Annotated in this window: 18 protein-coding genes and 1 pseudogene; 9 read left to right on the forward strand and 10 right to left on the reverse strand. The window is 67.8% G+C overall.

The window, feature by feature from the left end:
* The first annotated feature begins 18 nt into the window (after positions 1–18).
* From TX88_RS29010 to TX88_RS29030, 6 genes and pseudogenes are all read left to right on the forward strand, one after another.
* A complete protein-coding gene (locus TX88_RS29010; RefSeq protein ID WP_044523015.1) occupies positions 19–222 on the forward strand; it encodes a hypothetical protein in 204 nt (67 codons plus the stop codon).
* 140 nt (positions 223–362) lie between these two features.
* Complete coding sequence (locus tag TX88_RS35775; RefSeq protein WP_350222992.1) at positions 363–455, forward strand: Ms4533A family Cys-rich leader peptide; 93 nt, start codon at positions 363–365, stop codon at positions 453–455.
* Positions 456–585: 130 nt separating this feature from the next.
* Entirely contained in the window at positions 586–1629 is a 1044-nt protein-coding gene (locus TX88_RS29015) for a sulfate ABC transporter substrate-binding protein (protein WP_110918222.1), read from the forward strand.
* Positions 1626–2500, forward strand: a pseudogene (cysT, locus tag TX88_RS29020) (sulfate ABC transporter permease subunit CysT). The gene TX88_RS29015 and the pseudogene cysT overlap by 4 nt, the downstream one beginning before the upstream one ends.
* Complete coding sequence (gene cysW, locus TX88_RS29025) at positions 2497–3318, forward strand: sulfate ABC transporter permease subunit CysW (protein WP_044523018.1); 822 nt, start codon at positions 2497–2499, stop codon at positions 3316–3318. The pseudogene cysT and the gene cysW overlap by 4 nt, the downstream one beginning before the upstream one ends.
* Before the next feature lie 22 nt (positions 3319–3340).
* Complete coding sequence (locus TX88_RS29030) at positions 3341–4426, forward strand: sulfate/molybdate ABC transporter ATP-binding protein (RefSeq protein ID WP_044523021.1); 1086 nt, start codon at positions 3341–3343, stop codon at positions 4424–4426.
* 19 nt (positions 4427–4445) lie between these two features.
* Here TX88_RS29030 and TX88_RS29035 read toward each other — a convergent pair whose 3' ends face one another.
* The 9 genes from TX88_RS29035 to TX88_RS35780 form a co-directional block, all read right to left on the reverse strand.
* On the reverse strand, positions 4446–4706 hold the full coding sequence (locus TX88_RS29035; protein WP_044523023.1) for a metal-sensitive transcriptional regulator: 261 nt from the start codon (positions 4704–4706) through the stop codon (positions 4446–4448).
* A gap of 64 nt (positions 4707–4770) precedes the next feature.
* Positions 4771–5631 carry a sulfite exporter TauE/SafE family protein gene (locus tag TX88_RS29040; RefSeq protein WP_044523025.1) on the reverse strand — a complete coding sequence of 287 codons (861 nt, stop codon included), beginning with the start codon at positions 5629–5631 and terminating at the stop codon, positions 4771–4773.
* Positions 5628–6224: a rhodanese-like domain-containing protein gene (locus TX88_RS29045; protein WP_044523028.1), complete on the reverse strand. Its 597-nt coding sequence runs from the start codon at positions 6222–6224 to the stop codon at positions 5628–5630. The genes TX88_RS29040 and TX88_RS29045 overlap by 4 nt, the downstream gene beginning before the upstream one ends.
* Entirely contained in the window at positions 6224–7435 is a 1212-nt protein-coding gene (locus tag TX88_RS29050; protein ID WP_044523032.1) for an NAD(P)/FAD-dependent oxidoreductase, read from the reverse strand. Before TX88_RS29050 ends, TX88_RS29045 begins: the two co-directional genes overlap by 1 nt.
* A gap of 49 nt (positions 7436–7484) precedes the next feature.
* Complete coding sequence (locus tag TX88_RS29055; protein WP_044523041.1) at positions 7485–8864, reverse strand: MBL fold metallo-hydrolase; 1380 nt, start codon at positions 8862–8864, stop codon at positions 7485–7487.
* A gap of 146 nt (positions 8865–9010) precedes the next feature.
* On the reverse strand, positions 9011–9724 hold the full coding sequence (locus TX88_RS29060) for a sirohydrochlorin chelatase (protein WP_110918223.1): 714 nt from the start codon (positions 9722–9724) through the stop codon (positions 9011–9013).
* Between the two features lie 7 nt (positions 9725–9731).
* On the reverse strand, positions 9732–10424 hold the full coding sequence (locus TX88_RS29065) for a phosphoadenylyl-sulfate reductase (RefSeq protein ID WP_409365899.1): 693 nt from the start codon (positions 10422–10424) through the stop codon (positions 9732–9734).
* A gap of 5 nt (positions 10425–10429) precedes the next feature.
* The gene (locus tag TX88_RS29070) at positions 10430–12106 is read right to left on the reverse strand and encodes a nitrite/sulfite reductase (RefSeq protein ID WP_044523047.1); all 1677 of its coding nucleotides are present in this window, start codon (positions 12104–12106) and stop codon (positions 10430–10432) included.
* 124 nt (positions 12107–12230) lie between these two features.
* A complete protein-coding gene (locus TX88_RS35780; protein ID WP_407939279.1) occupies positions 12231–12326 on the reverse strand; it encodes an Ms4527A family Cys-rich leader peptide in 96 nt (31 codons plus the stop codon).
* Positions 12327–12427: 101 nt separating this feature from the next.
* On the opposite strand from TX88_RS35780, the gene hemW reads away from it, so the two are divergent.
* From hemW to TX88_RS29085, 3 genes are all read left to right on the forward strand, one after another.
* The gene (gene hemW, locus TX88_RS29075) at positions 12428–13600 is read left to right on the forward strand and encodes a radical SAM family heme chaperone HemW (protein ID WP_044523053.1); all 1173 of its coding nucleotides are present in this window, start codon (positions 12428–12430) and stop codon (positions 13598–13600) included.
* A gap of 143 nt (positions 13601–13743) precedes the next feature.
* On the forward strand, positions 13744–15129 hold the full coding sequence (locus tag TX88_RS29080; RefSeq protein ID WP_044523054.1) for a salicylate synthase: 1386 nt from the start codon (positions 13744–13746) through the stop codon (positions 15127–15129).
* Positions 15130–15358: 229 nt separating this feature from the next.
* Positions 15359–20533: a type I polyketide synthase gene (locus TX88_RS29085; protein ID WP_044523059.1), complete on the forward strand. Its 5175-nt coding sequence runs from the start codon at positions 15359–15361 to the stop codon at positions 20531–20533.
* Here the strand turns inward: TX88_RS29085 and TX88_RS29090 are convergent.
* Entirely contained in the window at positions 20523–22169 is a 1647-nt protein-coding gene (locus tag TX88_RS29090; protein ID WP_044523064.1) for a (2,3-dihydroxybenzoyl)adenylate synthase, read from the reverse strand. The genes TX88_RS29085 and TX88_RS29090 overlap by 11 nt on opposite strands.
* Positions 22170–22190 lie beyond the last annotated feature (21 nt).

Raw genomic sequence — 22190 nt, forward strand, 5'->3', positions numbered from 1 at the left:
ATCGCCTACGCTTGCCCCATGGCGGCAATCCTGAACTGGTGGGACGGCGTCGAACTGTGGCTGACCGGGCTGCCGTTCGTCGTGCAGACCGCTGTCGTGATGCCGGTGGTTCTGGCCCTGGCCTATGGCAGTGCACTGGTGCTCGACAGCGCGCTGGGCTGGGGAATCACCGGGTTGCACCGACTGCGCCACGCCCCGGCGGACGAGGTGGAATCAGAGTGAACGGTATGCCACGCTCACGTGTCACCTTGATCTTGATTCTGCTGGTCGTCCTGGTCATCGTGATGTGGTTGCTGACCCGCTGATTCCGGACACAGATCGCCCGACGGGCGCGACGCCGGAATTCTGTTATTCTTCGCGCCATGCATTCAGCGTCCGGCAAGACCGAGAGCCATGTCTTGGCTCTCATTGCCGTGGGTTCATGCGCTGTTGCTGACGTCGCCTGTTGTCGCTGACTCCAACCCGTCCGCGGTTTGGTGTCGGTGGCGGTTCTGTGCCCGGATGCTCTTCTCTCGCCTCCTCGCCTCCCTAGCCTTTCCGCATGACGGACCTCGTTTTGTCCGCTGTCCGTAAGAAAGGTCATCAGTGCCCATTTACAAGTCCAACGTCAGCAAGTTCTGGCGAACTGCCACCGTCCTGGCCACCACTGGCGTGCTCGCCGTCGGCTGCGGCGGCGGTGCCAGTGATGTCGCCGGCGGTGACCACGGTGCCGCGGGCGCCGACACCACGCTGACGCTCGTCGCCTATGCAGTGCCCGAGCCGGGCTGGAGCAAGATCATCCCGGCATTCGCCGCCACCGAAGAGGGCAAGGGCGTTGCGGTCACGACGTCGTACGGCGCGTCGGGCGACCAGTCGCGCGCCGTCGCCGACGGCAAGCCGGCCGACATCGTGAACTTCTCGGTGGAACCCGACGTCACGCGACTGGTGAAGGCCGACAAGGTGGCCGACGACTGGAGTGCGGGCAATACGAAGGGCGTCCCGTTCGGTTCTGTGGTGTCATTGGTGGTGCGCAAGGGTAACCCCAAGGGCATCAAAGACTGGGATGACCTGCTGCAGCCCGGGCTCGAGGTGGTCACCCCGAGCCCGCTGAGTTCGGGTTCGGCCAAGTGGAACCTGCTGGCCCCGTATGCGGCAAAGAGCAACGGCGGCAAGGATTCTGCAGCCGGTCTCGACTTCGTCAACAAGCTGGTGACCGAGCACGTCAAGACCCGCCCGGGTTCGGGTCGTGAGGCCACCGATGTGTTCCTGCAGGGCACCGGCGACGTGCTGATCAGCTACGAGAACGAGGCGATCAACGTCGAGCGGCAGGGTAAGCCCGTCGAGCACATCAACCCGCCGCAGACCTTCAAGATCGAGAACCCGGTGGCCGTCGTCAAGACCAGCGCCCACGCCGACAAGGCCAAGGCCCTGGAGAACTACCTGTTCACCGCCGAAGGCCAGAAGCTGTGGGCCGAGGCCGGCTTCCGTCCGGTCGACCCGGCAGTGGCGGCGGACTTCGCCAAGGACTTCCCGACGCCGGAGAAGTTGTGGACGATCGCTGATCTGGGCGGATGGAAAGAAGCCGACCCGGCGTTGTTCGACAAGGAGAACGGCTCGATCACCAAGATCTACAAGCAGGCGACTGGATGACTTCAGTAACGCAGACCGATGCAGCCGAGTCTGATTCGGCTGCGCCCGCGCCGGGGGATTCCACCCCGGNGCGCGCCGCCGCTACGGCAGCACCTCGCTGCGCGTGGGGGCGGCGTCGATCTGGTTGAGCGTCATCGTGCTGCTGCCGTTGGCGGCGATCCTGTGGCAGGCGGCCGGCGGTGGGTGGAACGCCTTCTGGCTGGCCGTCACGTCCAACGCGGCGCTGGAGTCGTTCCGGGTCACGCTGACCATCTCGGCAGGCGTGACCGTGGTGAACCTGTTCTTCGGCCTGATCGTGGCCTGGGTGCTAACCCGTGACGACTTCCCCGGCAAGCGGCTGGTCGACTCGGTGATCGACCTGCCGTTCGCCCTGCCGACCATCGTGGCGAGCCTGGTGATGCTGGCGCTGTACGGCCCGGCCAGTCCGGTCGGCCTGCACCTGCAGCACACCAAATGGGGCGTCGGTATTGCGTTGCTGTTCGTCACGTTGCCGTTCGTGGTGCGCTCGGTGCAGCCGGTGCTGTTGGAACTGGACCGTGATGTGGAGGAGGCCGCGGCATCGCTGGGCGCCAACACCTTCACGATCCTGACCAAGATCATCTTGCCGGCGCTGCTGCCCTCGTTGCTGTCCGGCGCCGGGCTGGCGTTCTCCCGTGCCATCGGCGAGTTCGGCTCGGTGGTGCTGATCGGTGGTGCGGTTCCCGGCGAGACCGAGGTGTCTTCGCAGTGGATCCGGACCCTGATCGAGAACGACGACCGGACCGGTGCCGCGGCGATCTCCATTGTGCTGCTGGTGATCTCGTTCGTGGTGCTGTTCGTGCTGCGGGCGGTGGGTTCGCGTGCGGCCAAACGTGAGGAGCTTTCGGCATGACGCTCTCACCGTCGGTGCGTTACCTGCTGCGCTTTCTGGCACTGGCCTATGTGGCGGTGCTGGTGGTGGTGCCGGTCGGGCTGATCCTGTGGCGGACCTTCAGCCCCGGTGTCGGAGCGTTCTTCGCATCGGTGGGCACGCCCGCGGCCATCTCGGCGCTGCAGCTGTCGCTCCTGGTGGTGGCGATCGTGGTGCCGCTCAACGTGTTGTTCGGGGTTCCCACGGCCCTGGTGCTGGCCCGCAACCGGTTCCGCGGCAAGAGCGCCCTGCAGGCGATCATCGACCTGCCGTTCGCGGTGTCCCCGGTGGTCGTGGGTGTCGCGCTCATCCTGCTGTGGGGTTCGGCCGGACTGCTCGGCTTCGTCGAGAACAACCTCGGATTCAAGACCATCTTCGGCTTCCCCGGCATCGTGCTGGCCAGCATCTTCGTCACGGTCCCGTTCGTGATCCGTGAGGTCGAGCCGGTGTTGCACGAGATCGGCACCGATCAGGAAGAAGCCGCCGCGACGCTGGGGTCGACCTGGTGGCAGACGTTCTGGCGGATCACCCTGCCGTCGATCCGGTGGGGCCTGACGTACGGCATCGTGCTGACCATCGCCCGCACGCTGGGGGAGTTCGGTGCGGTGATCATGGTGTCCTCGAACCTGCCGGGCACCTCCCAGACGCTGACCCTGCTGGTGGCCGACCGCTACAACCGCGGTACCGCCGAATCGGTGTACGGGGCGTACGCCATCTCGACATTGCTCATGGCTGTCGCCGTGATCGTCCTGGTAGTCCAGGTGGTCCTCGACCGACGCCGAATCAAGGCCGCGCAGTAGGCCCGAGAAGGAGACAAGAGCTATGACCGACGCGATCGTGGTTCGGGGCGCCAACAAGCATTACGGCGATTTCGCGGCGCTCGACAACATCGACTTCGAGGTGCCGTCAGGTTCGTTGACCGCACTGCTGGGCCCGAGTGGCTCGGGCAAGTCCACCCTGCTGCGCGCCATCGCGGGCCTGGACCAGCCCGACACCGGGACCATCACCATCAACGGGCGCGACGTCACCGGGGTGCCGCCGCAGCGCCGCGGCATCGGGTTCGTGTTCCAGCACTACGCGGCGTTCAAACACCTGACCGTCCGCGACAACGTGGCATTCGGCCTGAAGATCCGTAAGCGTCCCAAGGCCGAGGTCAAGGAGAAGGTCGACAATCTGCTGGAAGTGGTGGGGCTGGCCGGTTTTCAGACCCGCTATCCCAACCAGCTGTCAGGTGGTCAGCGTCAGCGCATGGCATTGGCGCGGGCGTTGGCGGTCGACCCGCAGGTGCTGCTGCTCGACGAACCGTTCGGGGCGCTGGATGCCAAGGTGCGTGACGACCTGCGCACCTGGCTACGTCGCCTGCACGACGAGGTGCACGTCACCACGGTGCTGGTGACCCATGACCAGGCCGAGGCGCTCGACGTGGCGGACCGCATCGCGGTGCTCAACAAGGGGCGCATCGAGCAGGTCGGCTCACCGACCGAGGTCTACGACGAGCCGGCGAACGCGTTCGTGATGTCGTTCCTGGGTGCGGTCTCGGAGCTGAACGGGATCTTGGTGCGCCCGCACGATATCCGGGTCGGCCGCAATCCGGAGCTGGCCGTTGCCGCCGGTGACGGCACCGCCGAGGCCACCGGGGTACTGCGGGCCACCATCGACCGGATCGTGATGCTCGGCTTCGAGGTGCGGGTCGAATTGACCGGTGCCGCAACCCATGTGCCGTTCACCGCGCAGATCACCCGCGGTGACGCCGAGGCGCTGGGGCTGCGGGAGGGCGACACGGTCTATGTGCGCGCGACGCGCGTTCCTCAGATCGCCGGGGGAGTGCAGATTCCGGCGGGTGGCGAAGAACCCTCGAAGGATTCCGAGAAGACCAACGACGAGGACGAGGCGCTGACCGTCAGCTGAGACGGTCAGGCCCGTCCGGTCAGGCCAGGGTCAGGAACAGCCGCTCCAGCTCGGCGACGTCCATGGTCTCGTCGCTGTTGCCGTTGATGCACTCGCGCAGACTGGTGGCGACGATCTTGAATCCCGCGCGGTCCAGCGCGCGGGACACCGCGGCGAGCTGGGTCACGACGTCCTTGCAGTCGCGGCCCTGCTCGATCATGGAGATGACGCCCGCGAGCTGTCCTTGCGCGCGCCGGAGCCGGTTGAGGATGGCGGCGATCGATTCCTCGTCGCAGATCATGTTGTCCCCCTTAACGGTTGGGTCAGTTGCTTGCCATCATACCCGTGGGGGTATGGGTGTATGGTCATGTTGTCGTAGCGGGTGGGCCGAAGATCCACCGCAGCGGACACCATCCGAGCCGGGCGCAGCTGAGGTTGCCGAGACCCGCCAGCAGGGTGAGGCCGGCCGCGGTGAGCCCGACGGCGGGGTGAACTTCCTGGCCGAGGATCAGCGACGCCATGAGCAACACAAACCATCCGAAGGCCCGGCGCACGGCGTCGGGGTCGACGTGCGTGGTCAGCCGGGTGCCCAGCAGACTGCCCAGCACCGCCGCGGCGGTGACGGCGCCGGCGATCGTCCAGTCGATCGGCACGGTGCTCAGATGTCCGGCCAGACCCGCGGCCGAGTTCATCGTGATCACCAGTAGAGAGGTTCCGACCGCGACGGGCATGGGCAGGCCGCCCAGCAGCGCCAGGGCGGGCACCACCAGGAACCCGCCGCCGGCTCCGACGGCTCCGGTCACCACGCCGACCCCCAGCCCCATCAGCAGGACCTTGGCAACGGGCATCGTCCGGGCCGTCGAATCGCACGCCTTGCGGCCCTTGATCATTGCGATACCCGTGGCAATCATCACCACCGTGAAGGCGGTCAGCAGTACCGATCCGGGCACGACATAGCTCAGCAGTCCGCCCAGGTATGCGCCGACCATGCCGGCCGCACCGAACATCAGGCCACTGCGCCATTGCACCCGGCCGGCGCGCGCATGAGACAAGGTGCTGACCGCGCTGGTCACCCCGACGACCAGCAGCGAGGTGGCGATCGCCTGCTTGGCCTCCATGCCGGCCACGTACGCCAGCAGCGGAACGGTCAGGATCGAGCCGCCCCCGCCGAGGAGTCCAAGGGACACCCCGACCAGGACGGCCAGCGCGACAGCGACGGCGATCATGCCAACGCGCCGGAAGGTGTTTGCGTGGAACCGATCAGCTGCTCGACGACGCTCTGGGCATCACAGGACGCGCCCCGGTTGTACGGCAGCTTGGCCAGCATCATGCCCATCGCGCAGGTGTTCGTCAGCGCCGCGGTGGTCAGCCCGGCCCCGATCGCCGCGGCGACCCACTTCAGCTTGGGAGCGGCGATGCTGCCCAGGACGCTGCTCAGCACGATCGACCCGGCAACCAGGCGGACCTGGCGCTCCAAGTCCCAGCGCTGCGCGCCACGGCGCACCCCGAATCCCTTGTCCTGCCAGGCGGTCATGCCGCCCTCGAGGATCGAGACGTTCGGCAGACCGGCGTCGCGCAGCGTCTGGCCGGCGGTGCTCGCCCGCTGCCCGGAGCGACAGATCAGCACGACGTTCTCGTCGAGGTGCTGGGCGATCTCGTCCCGATGTTCCTGCAGCAGATTCAGCGGCACGTTGTAAGCGCCTGGGATATGGGCCGTTTCGAACTCAACGGGCGTGCGGACATCGATGAGCCGCGGGCCGTCACCGGTCTTCTTGAGTTCGTTCAGTTCGGCGGCGTCGATGATCGACGAGGTGGACATCAGGCAAGACCTTTCAACATCAGGTTCCAGTACATGGCGGGCAGCCCGTACTTCTTCATGAGCCAGTACGGCCGGTGCGGCTTGACCGGATCGAGCAGGGGGAAGGAGGGTTTGAGTGCGAAGTCGTAGTCGAACTCGGCCAGCAGCATCTCCCGTGAGGAGGTGACGATCGGGCAGGACGCGTAGCCGTCGTAGGCTCCGGGCAGCGGGCGACCGCTCAGTACCGCGCCGATGTTCTCCACGACGACGGGTGCCTGTTTACGTATGGCCGCACCGGTTTTCGAGTTCGGCGACGATCCCGCATCGCCGAGCGCGAACACGTTCGGGTAGCGCACGTGCTGCATCGTGTGCTTGTCGATGTCGACGTACCCGTTGGCGTCCCCGCCGACATGGCTCGTGGACAGCGGGCTGGCCTTGATCCAGTCCGGTGCGGACTGATGCGGGACCGCGTGGAGTACGTCGTAGGGAAGGACGGTGTCGATACCTTCGGCGACATTGGTCATCGTGACCTTGCGGGACGCCGAATCGATGGACCGCACTTCACTTCCGGTGTGCAGCGTGATGCCGTAGTCGGCGATGACCTTGTCCAGGTTGTCGGCGATCGCGGGGATGCCGAAGATCCGCGGGGTCGGGACCACCAGATGCACGTCGATGTCGTCGAGCACACCCTGGCGCCGCCAGTGGTCGCAGGCCAGGTAGGCGATCTTCTGGGGCGCACCGGCGCACTTGATCGGGCCCGAGGGCATGGTGAACACCGCGGTCCCGGATCGGGTGTCGCGGATGAATTCCCATGTGCGCGGGGCGAGGTCGAAGCGGTAGTTCGACGAGACCCCGTCCTTGCCGAGGGTGTCGGTCAGGCCCTCGGTGCGTTCCCAGTCCAGCTGGATGCCGGGGGCCACCACCAGCACGTCGTAGGAGTATGTCGCGCCGTCGGCACACGTGACCGTGTTGGCGTCCGGATCGACGGATGTCACCGCGCTCTTGATCCAGGTGGCGCCGCGCGGCATCACCGACGCTTCGGCGCGCTCGGTTTCGGCGGCCGTCGCCTGGCCGCCGCCCACCAGTGTCCACAGCGGCTGGTAGTAGTGCTTGTCGGACGGCTCGATGATCGCCACGTCGGTGTAGTGCTTGCGCAGCAACCGGGCCGCCACGGTGACCCCGGCCGTACCGCCGCCGATGATCAGGACCTCGTGCTTGAGTGGGGTGGACATACTTGTTGTGTTTTCCTGTCTCTCAGACGATTTGCGCGGGTGTGCTGTCTCAGGCGGTCTGGGTGCTGTCGGCCCAGGCGCCGTAACCACCGAGGATGTCGCTGACATCGGTGAAGCCGCGCCCGCGCAGCAGGCTGGCCGCCACCGAAGAGCGGTAGCCGCCGGCGCAGTAGACCACGGTCGGGCGGGCGGGATCCAATTCGCCGGTCCGGTCGGGCAACTGACCCACGGGAATGTTGACCGCGCCGGGGATCATGCCCGCTTCGGTTTCGCCAGGATTGCGCACGTCGACGATCTGCAGGTCCTCGACGGTGGCGGCGCGCTCGGCGAAGGCGGTGGCGGTCAACCGTGAGGCGACGGTCACATCGTCCCGGTGCTCGAACATCGTCAGTTCCGGGTTGTCCAGGTATCCCAGCACGCGGTCGAATCCGATTCGGGCCAGCCGGTTCTTGCCTTCACGTTCCTCGCCCGGGTCGGTGACCAGCACGATGTCGGCGTCGGGTTTGACCACCGAGCCGGCGAATTCGGCGTAGCGCCCGGCCAGCCCTATGTTGATCGCGTTGCGCAGATGACCCATCGCGAAGTCTTCGGGGCTGCGGCCGTCGATCAGCATGGCGCCACCGGTCACGGCGTCGGTGGCCTGGCGATAGTCCAGTGCCTCCGGCATCGCTTCCTCGTCCAGCAGCGCGCGGTCCTTGCGGTTGAGGATCGCGTCGTACACGAAGTAGCCCGGGGCGGGCGGTTGGCCGGCGGTGACCAGCTCGATGAACGACTGCTTGTCGGGTGCGCGCAGCGCGTAGTTGGTCTGCTTCTGCTCACCCATGGTGGACGACAGCTCTGTGGACAGGTTCTTGCCACAGGCCGAACCCGCGCCGTGCGCCGGGAAGACCCGGGTGGCATCGGGCAGCGGCAACAGCTTTTCGTGCAACGAGTGGTAGAGCTTGTCGGCCAGCTCGTCTCGGGTGAAACCGATCGAGGCCAGCAGGTCGGGCCGGCCGACGTCGCCGATGAACAGGGTGTCTCCGGTCAGGACGCCGTAGGGAACGGTGTCATCGGCATGTTCGTAGACCACGATGCTCATCGACTCCGGGGTGTGTCCCGGGGTGTGGCGGAATTCCAGCACCACCTCACCCAGCGAGATGCGTTGGCCGTCTTCGACTCCCATGTGATCGAACTCCGGCTGGGCGACCGATGAGTACACGATCTGGGCGCCGGTGGCCTCGGCCAGCTCGAGGTGGCCGGACAAGAAGTCTGCGTGGAAGTGGGTCTCGATCACGTGGGTGATCTGCATACCGAGCTTCTCGGCGTCGGCGACGTACTCGGAGACGTCGCGCTGCGGGTCGACGACGACGGCGCGACCGGTGGACTCATCGCCGATCAGGTACGACGCATGGGACAGACAGTCCAGGTAGTACTGGATGAACTTCATTGTTCAACTCCTCAGGTGGGCGGTCTGTATACCTAGGGGGGTATACCAATAAGCCCAAATATACCCCTTGGGGTATAGGAGTCAAGCCGACGAAGGCGCCCCCGGGCGGTACCCGGGGGCGTGAATGCCGTGAGGAGAGCGGGGGGTCAGGCGGCGAAGCCGGCGCTGCGCACGGCCAGCGCCTCTTCGTAGCGGTCCAGTACCGTTGCCGCCACCAGGCGGTGCGGGCCAAGCGGTTCTGCCATGGGAATTCCTGCGGCGCAGGCAAATTCGGCGACCCGGTCGGTGATGCGACCATGCGCAAGGAACCAGGGCGCGATCACCAGGCGGCGGGCGCCGCGCCGATGCAACCGATCGACGGCCTCCGGCAGGGAGGGGGTCTGCCCTGTGGCGAACGCCACCTGGGTGCCGGCCCAGCGGGTGCCCTCGGCCAGCGCGCCGGCCAGGGCGGCGGTCCGCGCATTGGCGGCAGGGTGCGACGAGCCGACTCCGACCAGGATCACGCCGAGGTCGGCGTCGAAGCGGGACACTCCCACCGCAGTCAGCCGCTCCCGCACCACCTGCAGCAGGCGGGGATCGTCGCCGAGCACATCGGCCTGGGTCACCTCGGCGCCCGAGTCGGCGATGAGCTCGGGAATGTCGATCCGGGCGTGATAGGCGCTGCCCAGCAGCAGCGGCACCACCACGGCGCCGGGTTCGACATCGGGCAGCACCTCGGTGAGGTTGGGTGCGTTCTGTTCACAGAACGCCACCCGCACCTCGGTGTCGGGAAGCAGGCGACGCAGATGCCCGCCGATGGCGTGCGCGTTGGCCGACGAACGCGGGTCCGCGCTGCCGTGTGCTGTGAGAACGAGCGTCACAGAGACCTCACGAGGCGTGCAGCCCGCACTCCGTCTTGGCCTGGCCGGCCCACCGGCCGCTGCGCGGGTCGGCGCCCTCCACGGGCTTGCTCGTGCACGGGGCGCAGCCGATGGACGGATAGCCGTCGTACACGAGGGGATTGACCAGGATGTCGTTGGCCTCGATGTAGGCCTGCATGTCGTCGTCGGACCAGGCTGCGATCGGGTTGATCTTCACCAGGCCGAAGGCGGCGTCCCAGCTGATCAGCGGGGCGTTGGCGCGGGTCGGCGCCTCCACCCGGCGGATACCGGTGACCCAGGCGGTGTAGCCCGCCAGGGCCTTGCCCAGCGGCTCCACCTTGCGCATCCGGCAGCAGGCGGCGGCGTCGCGGGCGAACAGGTCCTTGCCGTGCAGCTCATCCTGCTGGGCAACCGTGTTCTCGGGACGGACGTTCACCACGTTCACGCCGTACACCTGCTCCACGGCGTCACGGGTCCCGATGGTCTCGGCGAAGTGGTAGCCGGTGTCCAGGAACAGCACATCGACGCCGGGGCGGACCTTGGCGGCCATCTCGACGAGCACGGCGTCCTGCATGTTGGAGGCCACCACATAGTTGCCACCGAAGTGCTCGTCGGTCCAGCGCAGCAGCTCCTCGGCGCCGGCGTCGGCCAGCTCGGCCGCACCGCGTTCCGCAAGCTCCTGCAATTCGGTCTCAGTCACGTCATTCACCTCAAGTCCGCCTCGTCGGCCCGAACGGCCCACTGGGCGAAACGCTCGCCGTCCTCGCGTTGTTTCACGAAGTTGCGGACAACCCGCTCGACGTAGTCACCGAGCTCGGTGGACAACACCTTGTGCTGGCGCAACTTGCGGCCGAATCCGCTGTCCAGGCCGAGGCTGCCGCCCAGATGAACCTGGAAGCCCTCCTCGGGCCCATCGCCGTCGTCGATCATCTGCCCCTTGAAGCCGATATCCGCGATCTGGATGCGGGCGCACGAGTTCGGGCAGCCGTTGAGGTTGACGGTCACCGGCACGTCCAGCGTCGAGTTCAGGTCGGCGAGGCGTTCCTCCAGATCGGGTACCAGGCTCTGGGCCCGCACCCGGGTCTCGGCGAAGGACAGCTTGCAGTACTCGATGCCGGTGCAGGCCATCACGTTCTGCCGCCAGCGCGACGGGGTCGAGGACAGTCCCAGCGCGTCGAGGCCGGCGCGCAGTTCGGCCAGCTTGTCGTCGGGCACGTCGAGCACGATCAGCTTCTGGTAGGGGGTCAACCGGATTCGGTCGGACCCCGCGGCCTCGGCCAGATCGGCGACCTTGGTCAGGATGGTGCCGGACACCCGGCCGGCGATCGGTGCGACGCCGACAGCGTTGAGGCCGTTCTTGAGCTTCTGCACGCCGACATGGTCGATGTTGTGGGGCACCTGCTCGGGCGCGGGACCGTCGATCAGCTTGCGCTTGAGGTACTCGGTCTCCAGCACCTCGCGGAACTTCTGCGGGCCCCAGTCCTTGACCAGGAACTTCAGCCGGGCCTTGTTGCGCAGGCGGCGGTAGCCGTAGTCGCGGAAGATCGAGGTGACGCCTTCCCAGACGTCGGGCACCTCGTCCAGCGGCACCCAGACACCCAGGCGCTGGGCCAGCATCGGGTTGGTGGACAGGCCACCTCCGACCCACACGTCGAGGCCGGGGCCGTGCTCGGGGTGGTTGACCCCGATGAACGCCACGTCGTTGATCTCGTGTGCCACGTCTTGCAGACCCGAGATCGCGGTCTTGAACTTGCGCGGCAGGTTCGACAGCAGCGGGTTGCCGATGTAGCGGCGGACGATCTCTTCCAGCGCGGGCGTCGGATCGAGCACCTCGTCGAGAGATTCACCGGCCAGCGGCGAACCCAGGACGACGCGGGGGCAGTCGCCGCAGGCCTCGGTGGTCTGCAGACCGACCTCTTCGAGCCGGCGCCAGATCTCCGGCACGTCCTCGATGCGGATCCAGTGGTACTGGATGTTCTCCCGGTCGGTGATGTCAGCGGTGTCTCTGGCAAATTCGGTCGAAATCTCGCCGAGCGTGCGCAGCGACTTGGCGGTCAGTGCGCCGCCGTCGGAGCGCACCCGCATCATGAAGTACGGGGCCTCCAACAGTTCGGCGTTGTCGTCACCGGTGAAGGTGCCGTCATAGCCCTGCTCGCGCTGGGTGTACAGGCCCATCCAGCGCATCCGGCCGCGCAGGTCGGTCTTGTCGATGCTGTCGAAGCCCTGCTTGGAGTAGACATCGAGGATGCGGGCCCGGACGTTGAGGGCGTCATCCTCCTGTTTGAACACCTCGTTGGGGTTCAGCGGATCGCGGCTACCCAGCGCCCACTGACCCTCGTCGCGAGTCTTCGCGGGTCGTGGCTGGGCTTGAACCTCGGTCATTGCTTGGCTCCTCTTATGGAACCGACCGCTGGAATGCGCTTATCGCCGGTGGGGCTGTCCGGCGGCGCAGATCCGGCGGCCAGCTGAATGTATTGGGCGGGCGGGTTCCGAAATCAACGCACGATTAAGGCAGACAGCAACAGCTACAGACGCGCTTGAAATCGACATGCCGACGGGCCACCAGCTGAATGCGGGTGGTGCTGTTGTGGGCGGCAGTCACGTCGCCATTGTGCCACGATTGTCGTCACCTGCCCTAACCGGGCCATATTTGCGCTCAGGGTGAGCAAAAGTCCGCGCTGGACAGTCTGGGAAAATCAAATCATGAGCACCCGTACCGCGCCTGTCGGCCAACCCGAGTTGGCCCACCTGCCAGGTCGCGCGTTCGGCATCTACATCCACGTCCCGTTCTGCGCGACGCGGTGCGGATACTGCGACTTCAACACCTACACACCCGCCGAACTGGGTGGTGCGAACCCCGATGGCTGGCTGGCCGCGTTGCGCGTGGAACTGCGGCTGGCGGCCGAAAGGGTCGGTTCCGTGCCCGTGCAGACGGTGTTCGTCGGCGGCGGCACGCCCTCGTTGCTCGGCGGTGCCGGCCTGGCCGCGGTGCTCGGAGCCGTCCGCGACAACTTCGACCTGGCGGTCGGCGCCGAGGTGACCACCGAAGCCAACCCGGAGTCCACCTCGCCGGAGATGTTCGCGACGTTGCGCGAGGCCGGCTACACCCGGGTGTCCCTGGGCATGCAGTCGGCGGCGCCGCAGGTGTTGGCGGTGCTGGATCGGACGCACTCCCCGGGGCGCGCGCCTGCGGCGGCGGTGGAGGCCAGGGCCGCGGGGTTCGAACACGTCAACATCGATCTCATCTACGGCACGCCGGGGGAGACCGACGACGATCTGCGGCGCTCGATCGACGTCGCGGTGGGTGCAGGTGTCGACCACGTGTCCGCCTATTCGCTGATCGTCGAGGACGGCACCGCCCTGGCCCGCCGGGTGCGTCGTGGCGAGATCGCCCGGCCTGACGACGACGTGCTCGCGCAGCGCTACGAACTGCTCGACAGCCGGCTCTCGGCGGCGGGCCTGCACTGGTACGAGGTGTCGAACTGGAGCACCGAAGGCGGAGAGTGCCGGCACAACCTCGGCTACTGGGGCGGTGGCGAGTGGTGGGGCGCCGGTCCCGGAGCGCACGGTTTCCTCGGGGATACCCGGTGGTGGAATGTCAAGCACCCCAATGCTTATGCACAGGATTTGGCTGAAGACCGGTTGCCCATCGCCGATTTCGAGAAGCTCGATGCTCGCGACCGGCATGTGGAGGAAGTGATGCTGCGGGTCAGGCTTCGTGGCGGTCTCCCGGTGGCACTACTCGATACCGGCGAACAGGTTCGCGCCGAAACTCTTTGTGGTGAAGGGCTTCTCCTGCGGCAGCGGGACGCCCTGGTGCTGACCGACCGTGGTCGTCTGCTCGCCGACGGGGTCGTCCGGGACCTGTTGGGGTAGCCGGCGGAGCCCGCCGGCGACATTCTGTGGGGTATCTGTGAGTTGACTGTGCCTTGATTGGGAGACCGCTATGCGAAAGATATTGATTCCGTAGTAAATACGTAGGTCTGCGCAATGGGTAAGGCGAGGCTAAGCTTTGCCAAATGCTCACCAAGAACGACCAAGCTGACTGCAATGCTTCGGCCGCGCTCGCCTCGTTCGAGCTGTCCGCGGGTGACATCGGCCCAGCCGACCTGGTCGCCGAGATCGCTCGCGCGTTGTCCGACGACGGCAGTGATTACGTGGTGTACGAGCGGGGAAACCGGTGGATTCTGGCTTCCGGTGCGCAATGCGGTGTCGAGTTGGACAGCGATGAACTGCGGCTCACCCGCGACGGAGCCGTAGCGGCCCGTCGGCCATGGACCGGTAGGCCGGGCGCCGTACTCGGCGAAGCGCTGGATCTGATGCTCGCCGACTCCGAAACCCACGCCGACACCGCATTCGGCTGGGTCGCATTCGAATTCGGCGCGTTCAAGTTCGGTCTCGAAGACCGATTGCCGCCGAAGACTCCGCTGGCGCGGGTCTTCAGTCCGCTGACCCAGATCGAGGTCACCGCGGAACGGGTCACCGTGCTCGGTGGCCGTGAGAGCGACCACGATGTCGTGCGGCGACTGATCGCCGAGGGGCTCCCGCCCGCGGCCGACCCCCGCGGCGTCGACATCCGGCAGGACAGCAGTGGCTACCGTGACCGGGTAGCAGCGGCGATCGACGAGATCGGCCGGGGGCGGTATCAGAAGGTCATTCTGTCGCGGCGCTTCGACGTGCCGTTCCGGCTCGACTTCCCGTCGACCTACCGGCTGGGGCGCCGGCACAACAACCCGGCACGTTCATTCCTGTTGCGGCTCGGCTCACTTCGTGCGCTCGGCTACAGCCCCGAACTCGTCGCCGCCGTGCACCAGGACGGGCTCGTGGTGACCGAACCGCTGGCCGGAACCCGTGCGCTCGGTCGCGGCGCAGCCAACGATCAGGCGGCCCGCGACGATCTTGAGTCCAACTCCAAGGAAATCGTCGAACATGCGATATCCGTGCGCAGTTCGCTCAAGGAGATTGCCGAGGTCGCCGAACCCGGCACGGCGACGGTCACCGACTTCATGACCATTCGTGAGCGCGGAAGCGTGCAGCACCTGGGGTCCACGGTGGGCGCTCGCCTCGACCCGTCGATGGATCGCATGGACGCGCTGGAAGCGCTGTTCCCGGCGGTGACGGCATCGGGCATCCCCAAGGCCGAGGGGGTCGATGCGATCCTGCGGCACGACGAACTGCCCCGTGGGTTGTATTCGGGGGCGGTGGCGATGTTCTCGGCCGACGGTTCCCTCGACGCGGCGCTCGCGCTACGGGCGGCGTATGAAGCCGACGGACACACCTGGCTGCGGGCCGGCGCCGGCATCATCGCCGAGTCCACGCCCGACCGCGAGTTCGAGGAGACCTGCGAAAAGCTGAGCACGTTGTCGCCGTACCTCATCGAGGGAGCCGAGCCGGCATGTGAGTGAGCTAACACGCCGACGGCAGTCGTCGGCGAGGCTGAACGGGTAGTCAAAACCGCCGCCTCGACCGGCAAAGCCGCACGTCATCGCCGCCTGGGGGGCTTCCCAGGAGATTCACAGTTGGTTCTGAGGTAGAACTCCTGCTCTCTCCGATCGTGTGCCACTATTGTCCGCATGTCGGCAGCGTATTTAGGCAAGCCTATCCAGGCTTACCTCGCGGCCGGGTCCTGCTGACATGGGACCCGACACTTCGACCCCTGAACCCATCGCCGTCATCGGACTGGGCTGCCGTGTCGCCGGCAGCGTCGCCACGCACTCGGACTTCTGGAATTTCCTGCTGGAAGGGCGCAGCAACATCACCGAGGTGCCCGAGGAGCGGTGGGAGCCCTACCTGCGGCGCGATCCGCGGAATGCGGCAGTGCTGCGCGAAGTCACGCGGCTGGGCACCTTCCTGGACGACCTGGCCGGATTCGACGCCGAGTTCTTCGGTGTCTCACCGCGTGAGGCCGAGGTGATGGATCCCCAGCAGCGGCTGGCGCTCGAGGTCAGCTGGGAGGCGCTCGAGCACGCAGGGGTCTCGCCGAGGGCGCTGGCGGGCAGCGACACCGCTGTGCTGATGGGCGTCAACTCCGACGACTACGGCAAGTTGATCATGGAGGACCTGCCCGGGATCGACGCGTGGACCGGCATCGGAACCTCGTTGTGCGGTATCGCCAACCGGGTCTCGCATTTGCTCGATCTGCGCGGGCCGAGCGTGGCGCTGGACGCCGCATGCGCGGCCTCACTGGTCGCGGTGCATCAGGCGTGCCAGATGCTGCGGGCCGGCGAGACGTCGCTGGCCCTGGCCGGCGGGGTCAGCGCACTGATCGGCCCGGGTCTGACCCGGGTGCTCGACGAGGCCGGGGCCACCGCCCCCGACGGCCGCTGCAAGACCTTCGACGCCGCCGCGGACGGCTACGGGCGCGGCGAAGGTGCGGGCGTGGTGGTGCTCAAACGGCTCGCGGACGCCGAACGCGATGGTGACCGCATCCTGGCCGTGGTGCGTGGCGGTGCCACCGCCCAGGACGGGCGCACCGTGGGCATCATGTCTCCCAACGGCGCGGCCCAGGCGGATATGTTCCGGCTCGCGTGCCGGATGTCGGGTGTGGATCCGGCCGGCGTCGGATATGTCGAGGCACACGGAACAGGTACTCCCACAGGAGATCCCACCGAGGTCGGCGCTCTCGCCGAGGTGTACGGCGCGGGTCGCGCAGACGCCGACCGGTGCCGCATCGGTTCGGTCAAACCCAACATCGGCCACCTCGAGGGCGGCGCCGGGGTGATGGGCCTGATCAAGACGGTGCTGGCCCTGCATCACGAGGCGATCCCGCCCACCGCCGGACTGCGGCAACTCACCGGTGCGGTCGACTGGGCCAACAGCGGCCTTCGGGTGCCTACCGACGTCGAACCCTGGGCGCGCACCGATACCCCGCGCCGGGCCGCGGTGTGCAGCTACGGCTACGGCGGCACGATCGCGCACATCCTGCTCGAAGAGGCTCCGGCACAACAGAACACGACGCCGAACGATGTGCGCGGTCCGCTGATCGTCCCGCTTTCCGCACGGTCCGGACAGCGTCTGGCCCGTCAGGCCGAAGCGCTCGCCGACCACCTGAGGGCCGGGCACCAGGAGATGGCACCGGTGGCCGCCACGCTGTGGGCACGGCGCGGACACGAACCGGTCCGGGCCGCGGTCGTCGCCGAGCATCGGCATGAACTCATCGCCGGCCTCGACGCCTTGGCCCGCGGTGAATCGGGTGCCGGGCTGGTCACCGGCGAGCTTCCGGGCGGTCAGGCCCGGGACGCGGTGTGGGTGTTCTCCGGCCATGGTTCGCACTGGGCGGGCATGGGCCGCGAACTGCTCACGGCCGAGCCGACTTTCGCGCGCGTGATCGATGAGGTCGACGAGGTCTTCGGCCGCGAGCTCGGGTTCTCCGCACGCCAGGCGCTGAGCACGGGTGAGCTGGGCGGCACCGATCGGATCCAGGCGCTGACCTTCGCGATGCAGGTTGGGCTGGCCGCGGTACTGCGCGAACGGGGAGTTCGGCCTGCCGCGGTGATCGGGCACTCGGTCGGCGAGGTGGCGGCCTGCGTGGTCTCCGGCGTGTTCGAGTTGCGCCAGGGTGCCGCCGTGGCCTGCTACCGGGCCCGCGGCTTCCGCTCCGTGATGGGTTGCGGCGCCATGGCTTTGGTTCGGCTGCCGTTCGCCGAGGCCGAGCAGCGGCTGACCGGCCGCGCCGATGTGGTGGCAGCCATCAGCGCGTCCGCCGAATCATGTGTCATCTCGGGCATCACCGACGCGGTGGAGGAGATCTGCCAGTCCTGGGGCGAGCAGGGCATCGTGGTGCGCCGGGTGAACACCGACGTGGCGTTCCACAGTCCCGCGATGGACGATCTGACCGGCGCCCTGGCCGAGAACGTCGCAGGGCTTGCCCCGGCCCGCGACGCGGTGATCCCGCTCTACACCACGGCTTTGCCAGATTCCCGTTCCACGGCGCCGAGGGATGCGGACTACTGGGTACACAACCTGCGCGGGCAGGTCCGGTTCGCCGAGGCCGTCACCGCGGCGGCCGAGGACGGACACCGGCTGTTCCTGGAGGTCTCCGCACATCCGGTCGTGTCGCATTCGATCGTCGAGACGCTGTTGCACCTCGGTATGGACGAGCACGCGGTGGTGCCGCTGCTGCGTCGCAACACGCCGGAGTCGCCGGCCGTCATGACCGCGATCGCCTCGCTGTACTGCCACGGCGCCGGCGTCGAACATGGTGTCGCCGAGGCTGATCCGTGGACCGCCGACCTCCCGGTCACGCAATGGCAGCACAGGCACTTCTGGCGGGTGCCCACCGCGGCGCCCGGCGGGCGCGCGGTGCACGACACGACCGGGCACACACTGCTGGGTGGCCGCACCGAGGTCGCCGGAACCGTCGCGATCCGCATGTGGCAGACGCGGCTGGACTTCGACACCCGGCCGTACCCCGGCGACCATCCGGTACAGGGCACCGAAATCGTGCCGGCCGCAGTGCTGTTGAACACGTTCCTGACGGCGGCCGGAAGTGGCGCCGGGCTGACCGATGTGCGGCTGCGCACGCCGGTGGCACCCGGGCGCGCCCGCGATCTCCAGGTGGTGCTGGCCGATCGCGAGCTGACCCTGGCCTCGCGGCTGGCAGACACCGCCGAGGATCAGGACGGCGGCTGGTTGACGCACAGCAGTGCGGTGGTCGCCCTCGACGACCAGTCGAACGAGAATGTGGACGACACCATCGCATTGGCCATCGACCTCGACGGGGCCCGCGCGCGCTGCACCGAGCAACTGCCGCCGCGTCACGTGATCGACACCCTGGCCGAACTCGGTGTCGCTGCCATGGGATTCGGTTGGGACATCAAGGACCTGCGTCGCGGTGACGGCGAACTGGTGGCCCGCGTGAGCTCCGAGTCCGACGGCACGCAGCCGGACACCTGGGCCTCGCTGGTGGACGCGGCCACCTCGGCCGCCTCGACGAGCTTCGACGGGCCGCCGCGACTGCGGATGCCTGCCCGGATCGAACGGGTTCGGGTTCACGGTGCACCGCCGGCCACCGCGATGCTGTCGGTCCGGCGCAGGCCGGGTACCACCACGACCGATGTGGCGATCACCGATGAATCCGGATCGGTGCTGCTGTCGATCGGCGGGATGGCCTTCGAGGAGCTGGAGAATCCGGGGCGCGAATGGTCGCCGACCGACATCCGCCGCATCGTGCACCGGGTGTCGTGGCAGGCGGTGGCTGCCCGCGACGACCGTCGTCCCAGTGGGGTGGTGCTCGTCGGCGGAGACGTCGACCGGCTGGAGACCGCGGTCGACGATCTGACCGCGGCCTCGGTGCCGTATCTGGCGGTGGAAGACCCCACCGAACTGGAGTCGAACGTCGAGTTCGGTTCGTTGCCCAGCGAACTCGGAGATTCCGCGGTGGTACTCGTGCTACCGCGTGACGATGGCTCGCCCGAGGCCGCCGTCGACCTGGTGACCAGAACACTGGCGCTGCAGCAGCGCTTGGGGCTGTCGGCACGACTGTGGGCGCTCACCGTCGGCGTCCACGAGGGAGCCAACGTGACCCACGCGCCGTTGTGGGGACTGGGCCGGGTCGCCGCGGCCGAGCATCCGCAGTTGTGGGGCGGTGTCATCGATGTGGCCGACGGATGCCTGCCGCTGGCGGCGTTGGGATCGCTCGCCGGGCACGGCGTGCTGGTGGTGCGTGACGGGGTGGCCATGGCCGCGCGTCTCTCGGCTTCCGGCACGGGCCCGGCTGCCCAGATGCAGTGTGTGCCGGGCGGTACGTATCTGATCACCGGGGGGACCGGCGTGCTGGGTCTGCGGATGGCCCAACGGCTGGCCGATCTCGGTGCCCGTCGTCTCGTGCTGTTGTCGCGCTCGGGTCTGAGCGACCGATCGGGCTGGGCCGAGGACACGCAGTCGGCCGCGGTCCGCGCGGTCACCGCACTCGAAGAGCGGGGCGTATCGGTCACCGTCGCCGCGGTCGACGTCGGCGCCCCCGGATCGGCCGACGCCCTGCGGGACGTGTTGCGCCCGCTGCCGCCGGTGCGCGGTGTGATCCACGCGGCGGGCGTGGAAGCCGGTGCGCTGCTGGTGAATACGACCTCCGATGATTTCGCCGCCGCCATGCACCCGAAGGTGCACGGGACGCTCGTCCTGAACGAGGTGTTCCCACCCGAGCAGCTCGACTGGATGGTGCTGTTCTCCTCCTGCGGCTACCTGGCCGGGTTCCCGGGCCAGGCGGCCTATGGCTCTGCCAACTCGTTCCTGGACGCGATGGCCCGGCACCGCCGCAGTCTGGGCGACCGCACCACGGCCGTCGCGTGGACGGCGTGGCGCGGGCTGGGGATGGGCTCGGCATCGGAGTTCGTTGCGGCTCAACTGGATGCACTCGGAATGGGCACCGTCGGCGCCGACGACGCCATGAGCGCACTCGACCTGGCGATGCGTGAGGACGCGGCCAACATCGTGGTGCTGCCGGTACTGCCCGCAGCCGCAGCGGTGCCGATCCTGGCCGATGTGGCGCCAGAGGACGAACCCGACGACGCGTCGGAGCCGTCGTCGTCGAGCACGGGGGAGTACGACCCCGATCAGCTCGCGGCCCAAGTGTTGACCGCGGTGGCAAGCCAACTGGGGCTCGCGGAGGCCGACGTGAACGTCGACCTTCCGCTGGTGGAGTTGGGCGTGGACTCGATCATGACCGTCCGGCTGCGCCGCCAGCTGGAGAAGCAGACCGGGCTGTCACTGCCGCCGACCCTGCTGTGGGAACATCCCACCGCGGCGGCCGTGACGGCCCGGATCATCGAGCTGCTCGATCCCGAGGCGGGCCGCTCACTCACCCGGTGATAGTGGCGATCAGCTTCTTCTTGTCGACCTTGCCCACCGCGGTGGCGGGCAGGGTCGACATCGGGACCAGTACGTCGGGCCGGGCGTGGGCCGATGCTCCGCGTTCGTCGAGGAACTCGTTGAGCTGGACAAGGCTGATCGGTGCGCCTTTGAAAACCACTGCAGCGCCGATCTTTTCGCCGAGGTAGTCGTCGGGCAACGCCACCGCTGCCGCCGCGAAGACGGCCGGGTGGCTCAGCAGATGGTCCTCGAGGTCGGTGGCCGACACCGTCTCGCCGCCGCGGTGGATGACGTCCTTGATCCGGCCGGTCACCTCGACGTAGCCGGCCCGCGGCCCGTCGGTGAAGATCCGCACCCGGTCGCCGGTTCGGTAAAACCCGTCGGGGCTGAAGGACCGGGCATTGGCCTCGTCGGCGCGGTAGTAGCCGTTGAGGGTGTAGGGCCCGCGGACCAGCAGCTCACCCTCCTGCCCGGGCGCGACGTCGTGGCCGTCCTCGTCCACCACGCGCATCTCGTCATGGGGCGACATCGGCCGGCCCTGGGTGTGCTCCACCACGTCCACCGGATCGCCCGGCCGGGTGAAATTCAGCATTCCTTCGGCCATTCCGAAGATCTGCTGCAGCCCTGAGCTCAGGCCCTGATGCACGAAACGGGCCTCGTCCGGGGACATCCGCGATCCGCCCACCTGGACCACCCGCAGCGAGGTCGGCAGGACCGGTTCCCAGTCGCAGGCCTGGGCCCACAGCTTGGCCAGGGCGTTGACGAGTCCGGTCACCGTGACGCCGTGGGTGTTGATCAGGGCGAAGGCCGATTCGGGGCTGGGGTCGTCGGTGTAGACGGTGGTCGCGCCGACCGTCATCGAGCCGAGCAGGCCCGGGCAGGCGAGCGGGAAATTGTGTCCGGCGGGCAGTGCCGCGAGATACACGTCGTCGTGCACCATTTCGCATGCCTGTGCGCACGCGGCGGCGTTGTAGCGGTAGTCGTCATGCGTGCGGGGGATGAGCTTGGGCAGCCCCGTGGTTCCGCCGGAAACCAGCAGCACCGCGGGACCGCTGGTGTCGACGGTGACGCTCAGTGGGGTGCCGTCGGAATCCTTGAGGGCCGACCAGGATTGGAAGGAACCCGGGTCGCCGTCGACGAGGATGTGACTCAGTCGTGGATGTTCGGAGGCGACTTGGGCGGCCAGCTCGCGGAAGTCGAATCCGGCGATGAGGTCGGGGATCACCAGGCCGACGGCGCCGCTGACTTCGGCGAAATGGCCCAGTTCGGCCGACCGGTGGCCGGGCAGGCACAGGACGGGGACCGCCCCGGCGCGAAGCAGGCCGAAGAGGGCGACCGCGAATTCGCGGGTGTTCGGCAGCTGCACCAGGAAGCGGTCGCCGGGGTTGATCCCGCGGGCGGCCAGGGCGGCGCCGATGCGGTCGGCGAGTGCGTCCAGTTCGGCGAACGTGTGACTGCCGGTGGAATCGACGACGGCCGGCTTGTCCGGCCAGCGTTCGGCGGCCTCGCGCAGGATGCCGTCCAGCGCCTTGCCCTGCCAGTACCCGGCCTGGCGGTATACCTCGGCGCGGTCTTCGGGGAAGGGGGTGAATCCGTTTGCCAATTCGTCCTGTTCGCGGTCAAAACCGGTGGTCATCGGTGGTCTCGGCTCCCGTCG

This window comes from Mycolicibacterium septicum DSM 44393, assembly GCF_000455325.1.
GTDB classification, from domain to species: Bacteria; Actinomycetota; Actinomycetes; order Mycobacteriales; family Mycobacteriaceae; genus Mycobacterium; species Mycobacterium septicum.

Excerpts from the sequence above, each read along its gene's own strand:
- TX88_RS35775 (WP_350222992.1), top strand. The coding sequence starts at position 363 with ATGCATTCAGCGTCCGGCAAGACCGAGAGCCATGTCTTGGCTCTCATT.
- TX88_RS29045 (WP_044523028.1), bottom strand. The coding sequence starts at position 6,224 with ATGTCCACCTCGTCGATCATCGACGCCGCCGAACTGAACGAACTCAAG.
- TX88_RS29080 (WP_044523054.1), top strand. The coding sequence starts at position 13,744 with ATGCTCACCAAGAACGACCAAGCTGACTGCAATGCTTCGGCCGCGCTC.
- TX88_RS29040 (WP_044523025.1), bottom strand. The coding sequence starts at position 5,631 with ATGATCGCCGTCGCTGTCGCGCTGGCCGTCCTGGTCGGGGTGTCCCTT.
- cysW (WP_044523018.1), top strand. The coding sequence starts at position 2,497 with ATGACGCTCTCACCGTCGGTGCGTTACCTGCTGCGCTTTCTGGCACTG.
- TX88_RS29050 (WP_044523032.1), bottom strand. The coding sequence starts at position 7,435 with ATGTCCACCCCACTCAAGCACGAGGTCCTGATCATCGGCGGCGGTACG.
- TX88_RS29070 (WP_044523047.1), bottom strand. The coding sequence starts at position 12,106 with ATGACCGAGGTTCAAGCCCAGCCACGACCCGCGAAGACTCGCGACGAG.
- TX88_RS29035 (WP_044523023.1), bottom strand. The coding sequence starts at position 4,706 with ATGATCTGCGACGAGGAATCGATCGCCGCCATCCTCAACCGGCTCCGG.
- TX88_RS29090 (WP_044523064.1), bottom strand. The coding sequence starts at position 22,169 with ATGACCACCGGTTTTGACCGCGAACAGGACGAATTGGCAAACGGATTC.
- TX88_RS29010 (WP_044523015.1), top strand. The coding sequence starts at position 19 with ATGGCGGCAATCCTGAACTGGTGGGACGGCGTCGAACTGTGGCTGACC.
- hemW (WP_044523053.1), top strand. The coding sequence starts at position 12,428 with ATGAGCACCCGTACCGCGCCTGTCGGCCAACCCGAGTTGGCCCACCTG.
- TX88_RS29085 (WP_044523059.1), top strand. The coding sequence starts at position 15,359 with ATGGGACCCGACACTTCGACCCCTGAACCCATCGCCGTCATCGGACTG.
- TX88_RS29030 (WP_044523021.1), top strand. The coding sequence starts at position 3,341 with ATGACCGACGCGATCGTGGTTCGGGGCGCCAACAAGCATTACGGCGAT.
- TX88_RS29055 (WP_044523041.1), bottom strand. The coding sequence starts at position 8,864 with ATGAAGTTCATCCAGTACTACCTGGACTGTCTGTCCCATGCGTCGTAC.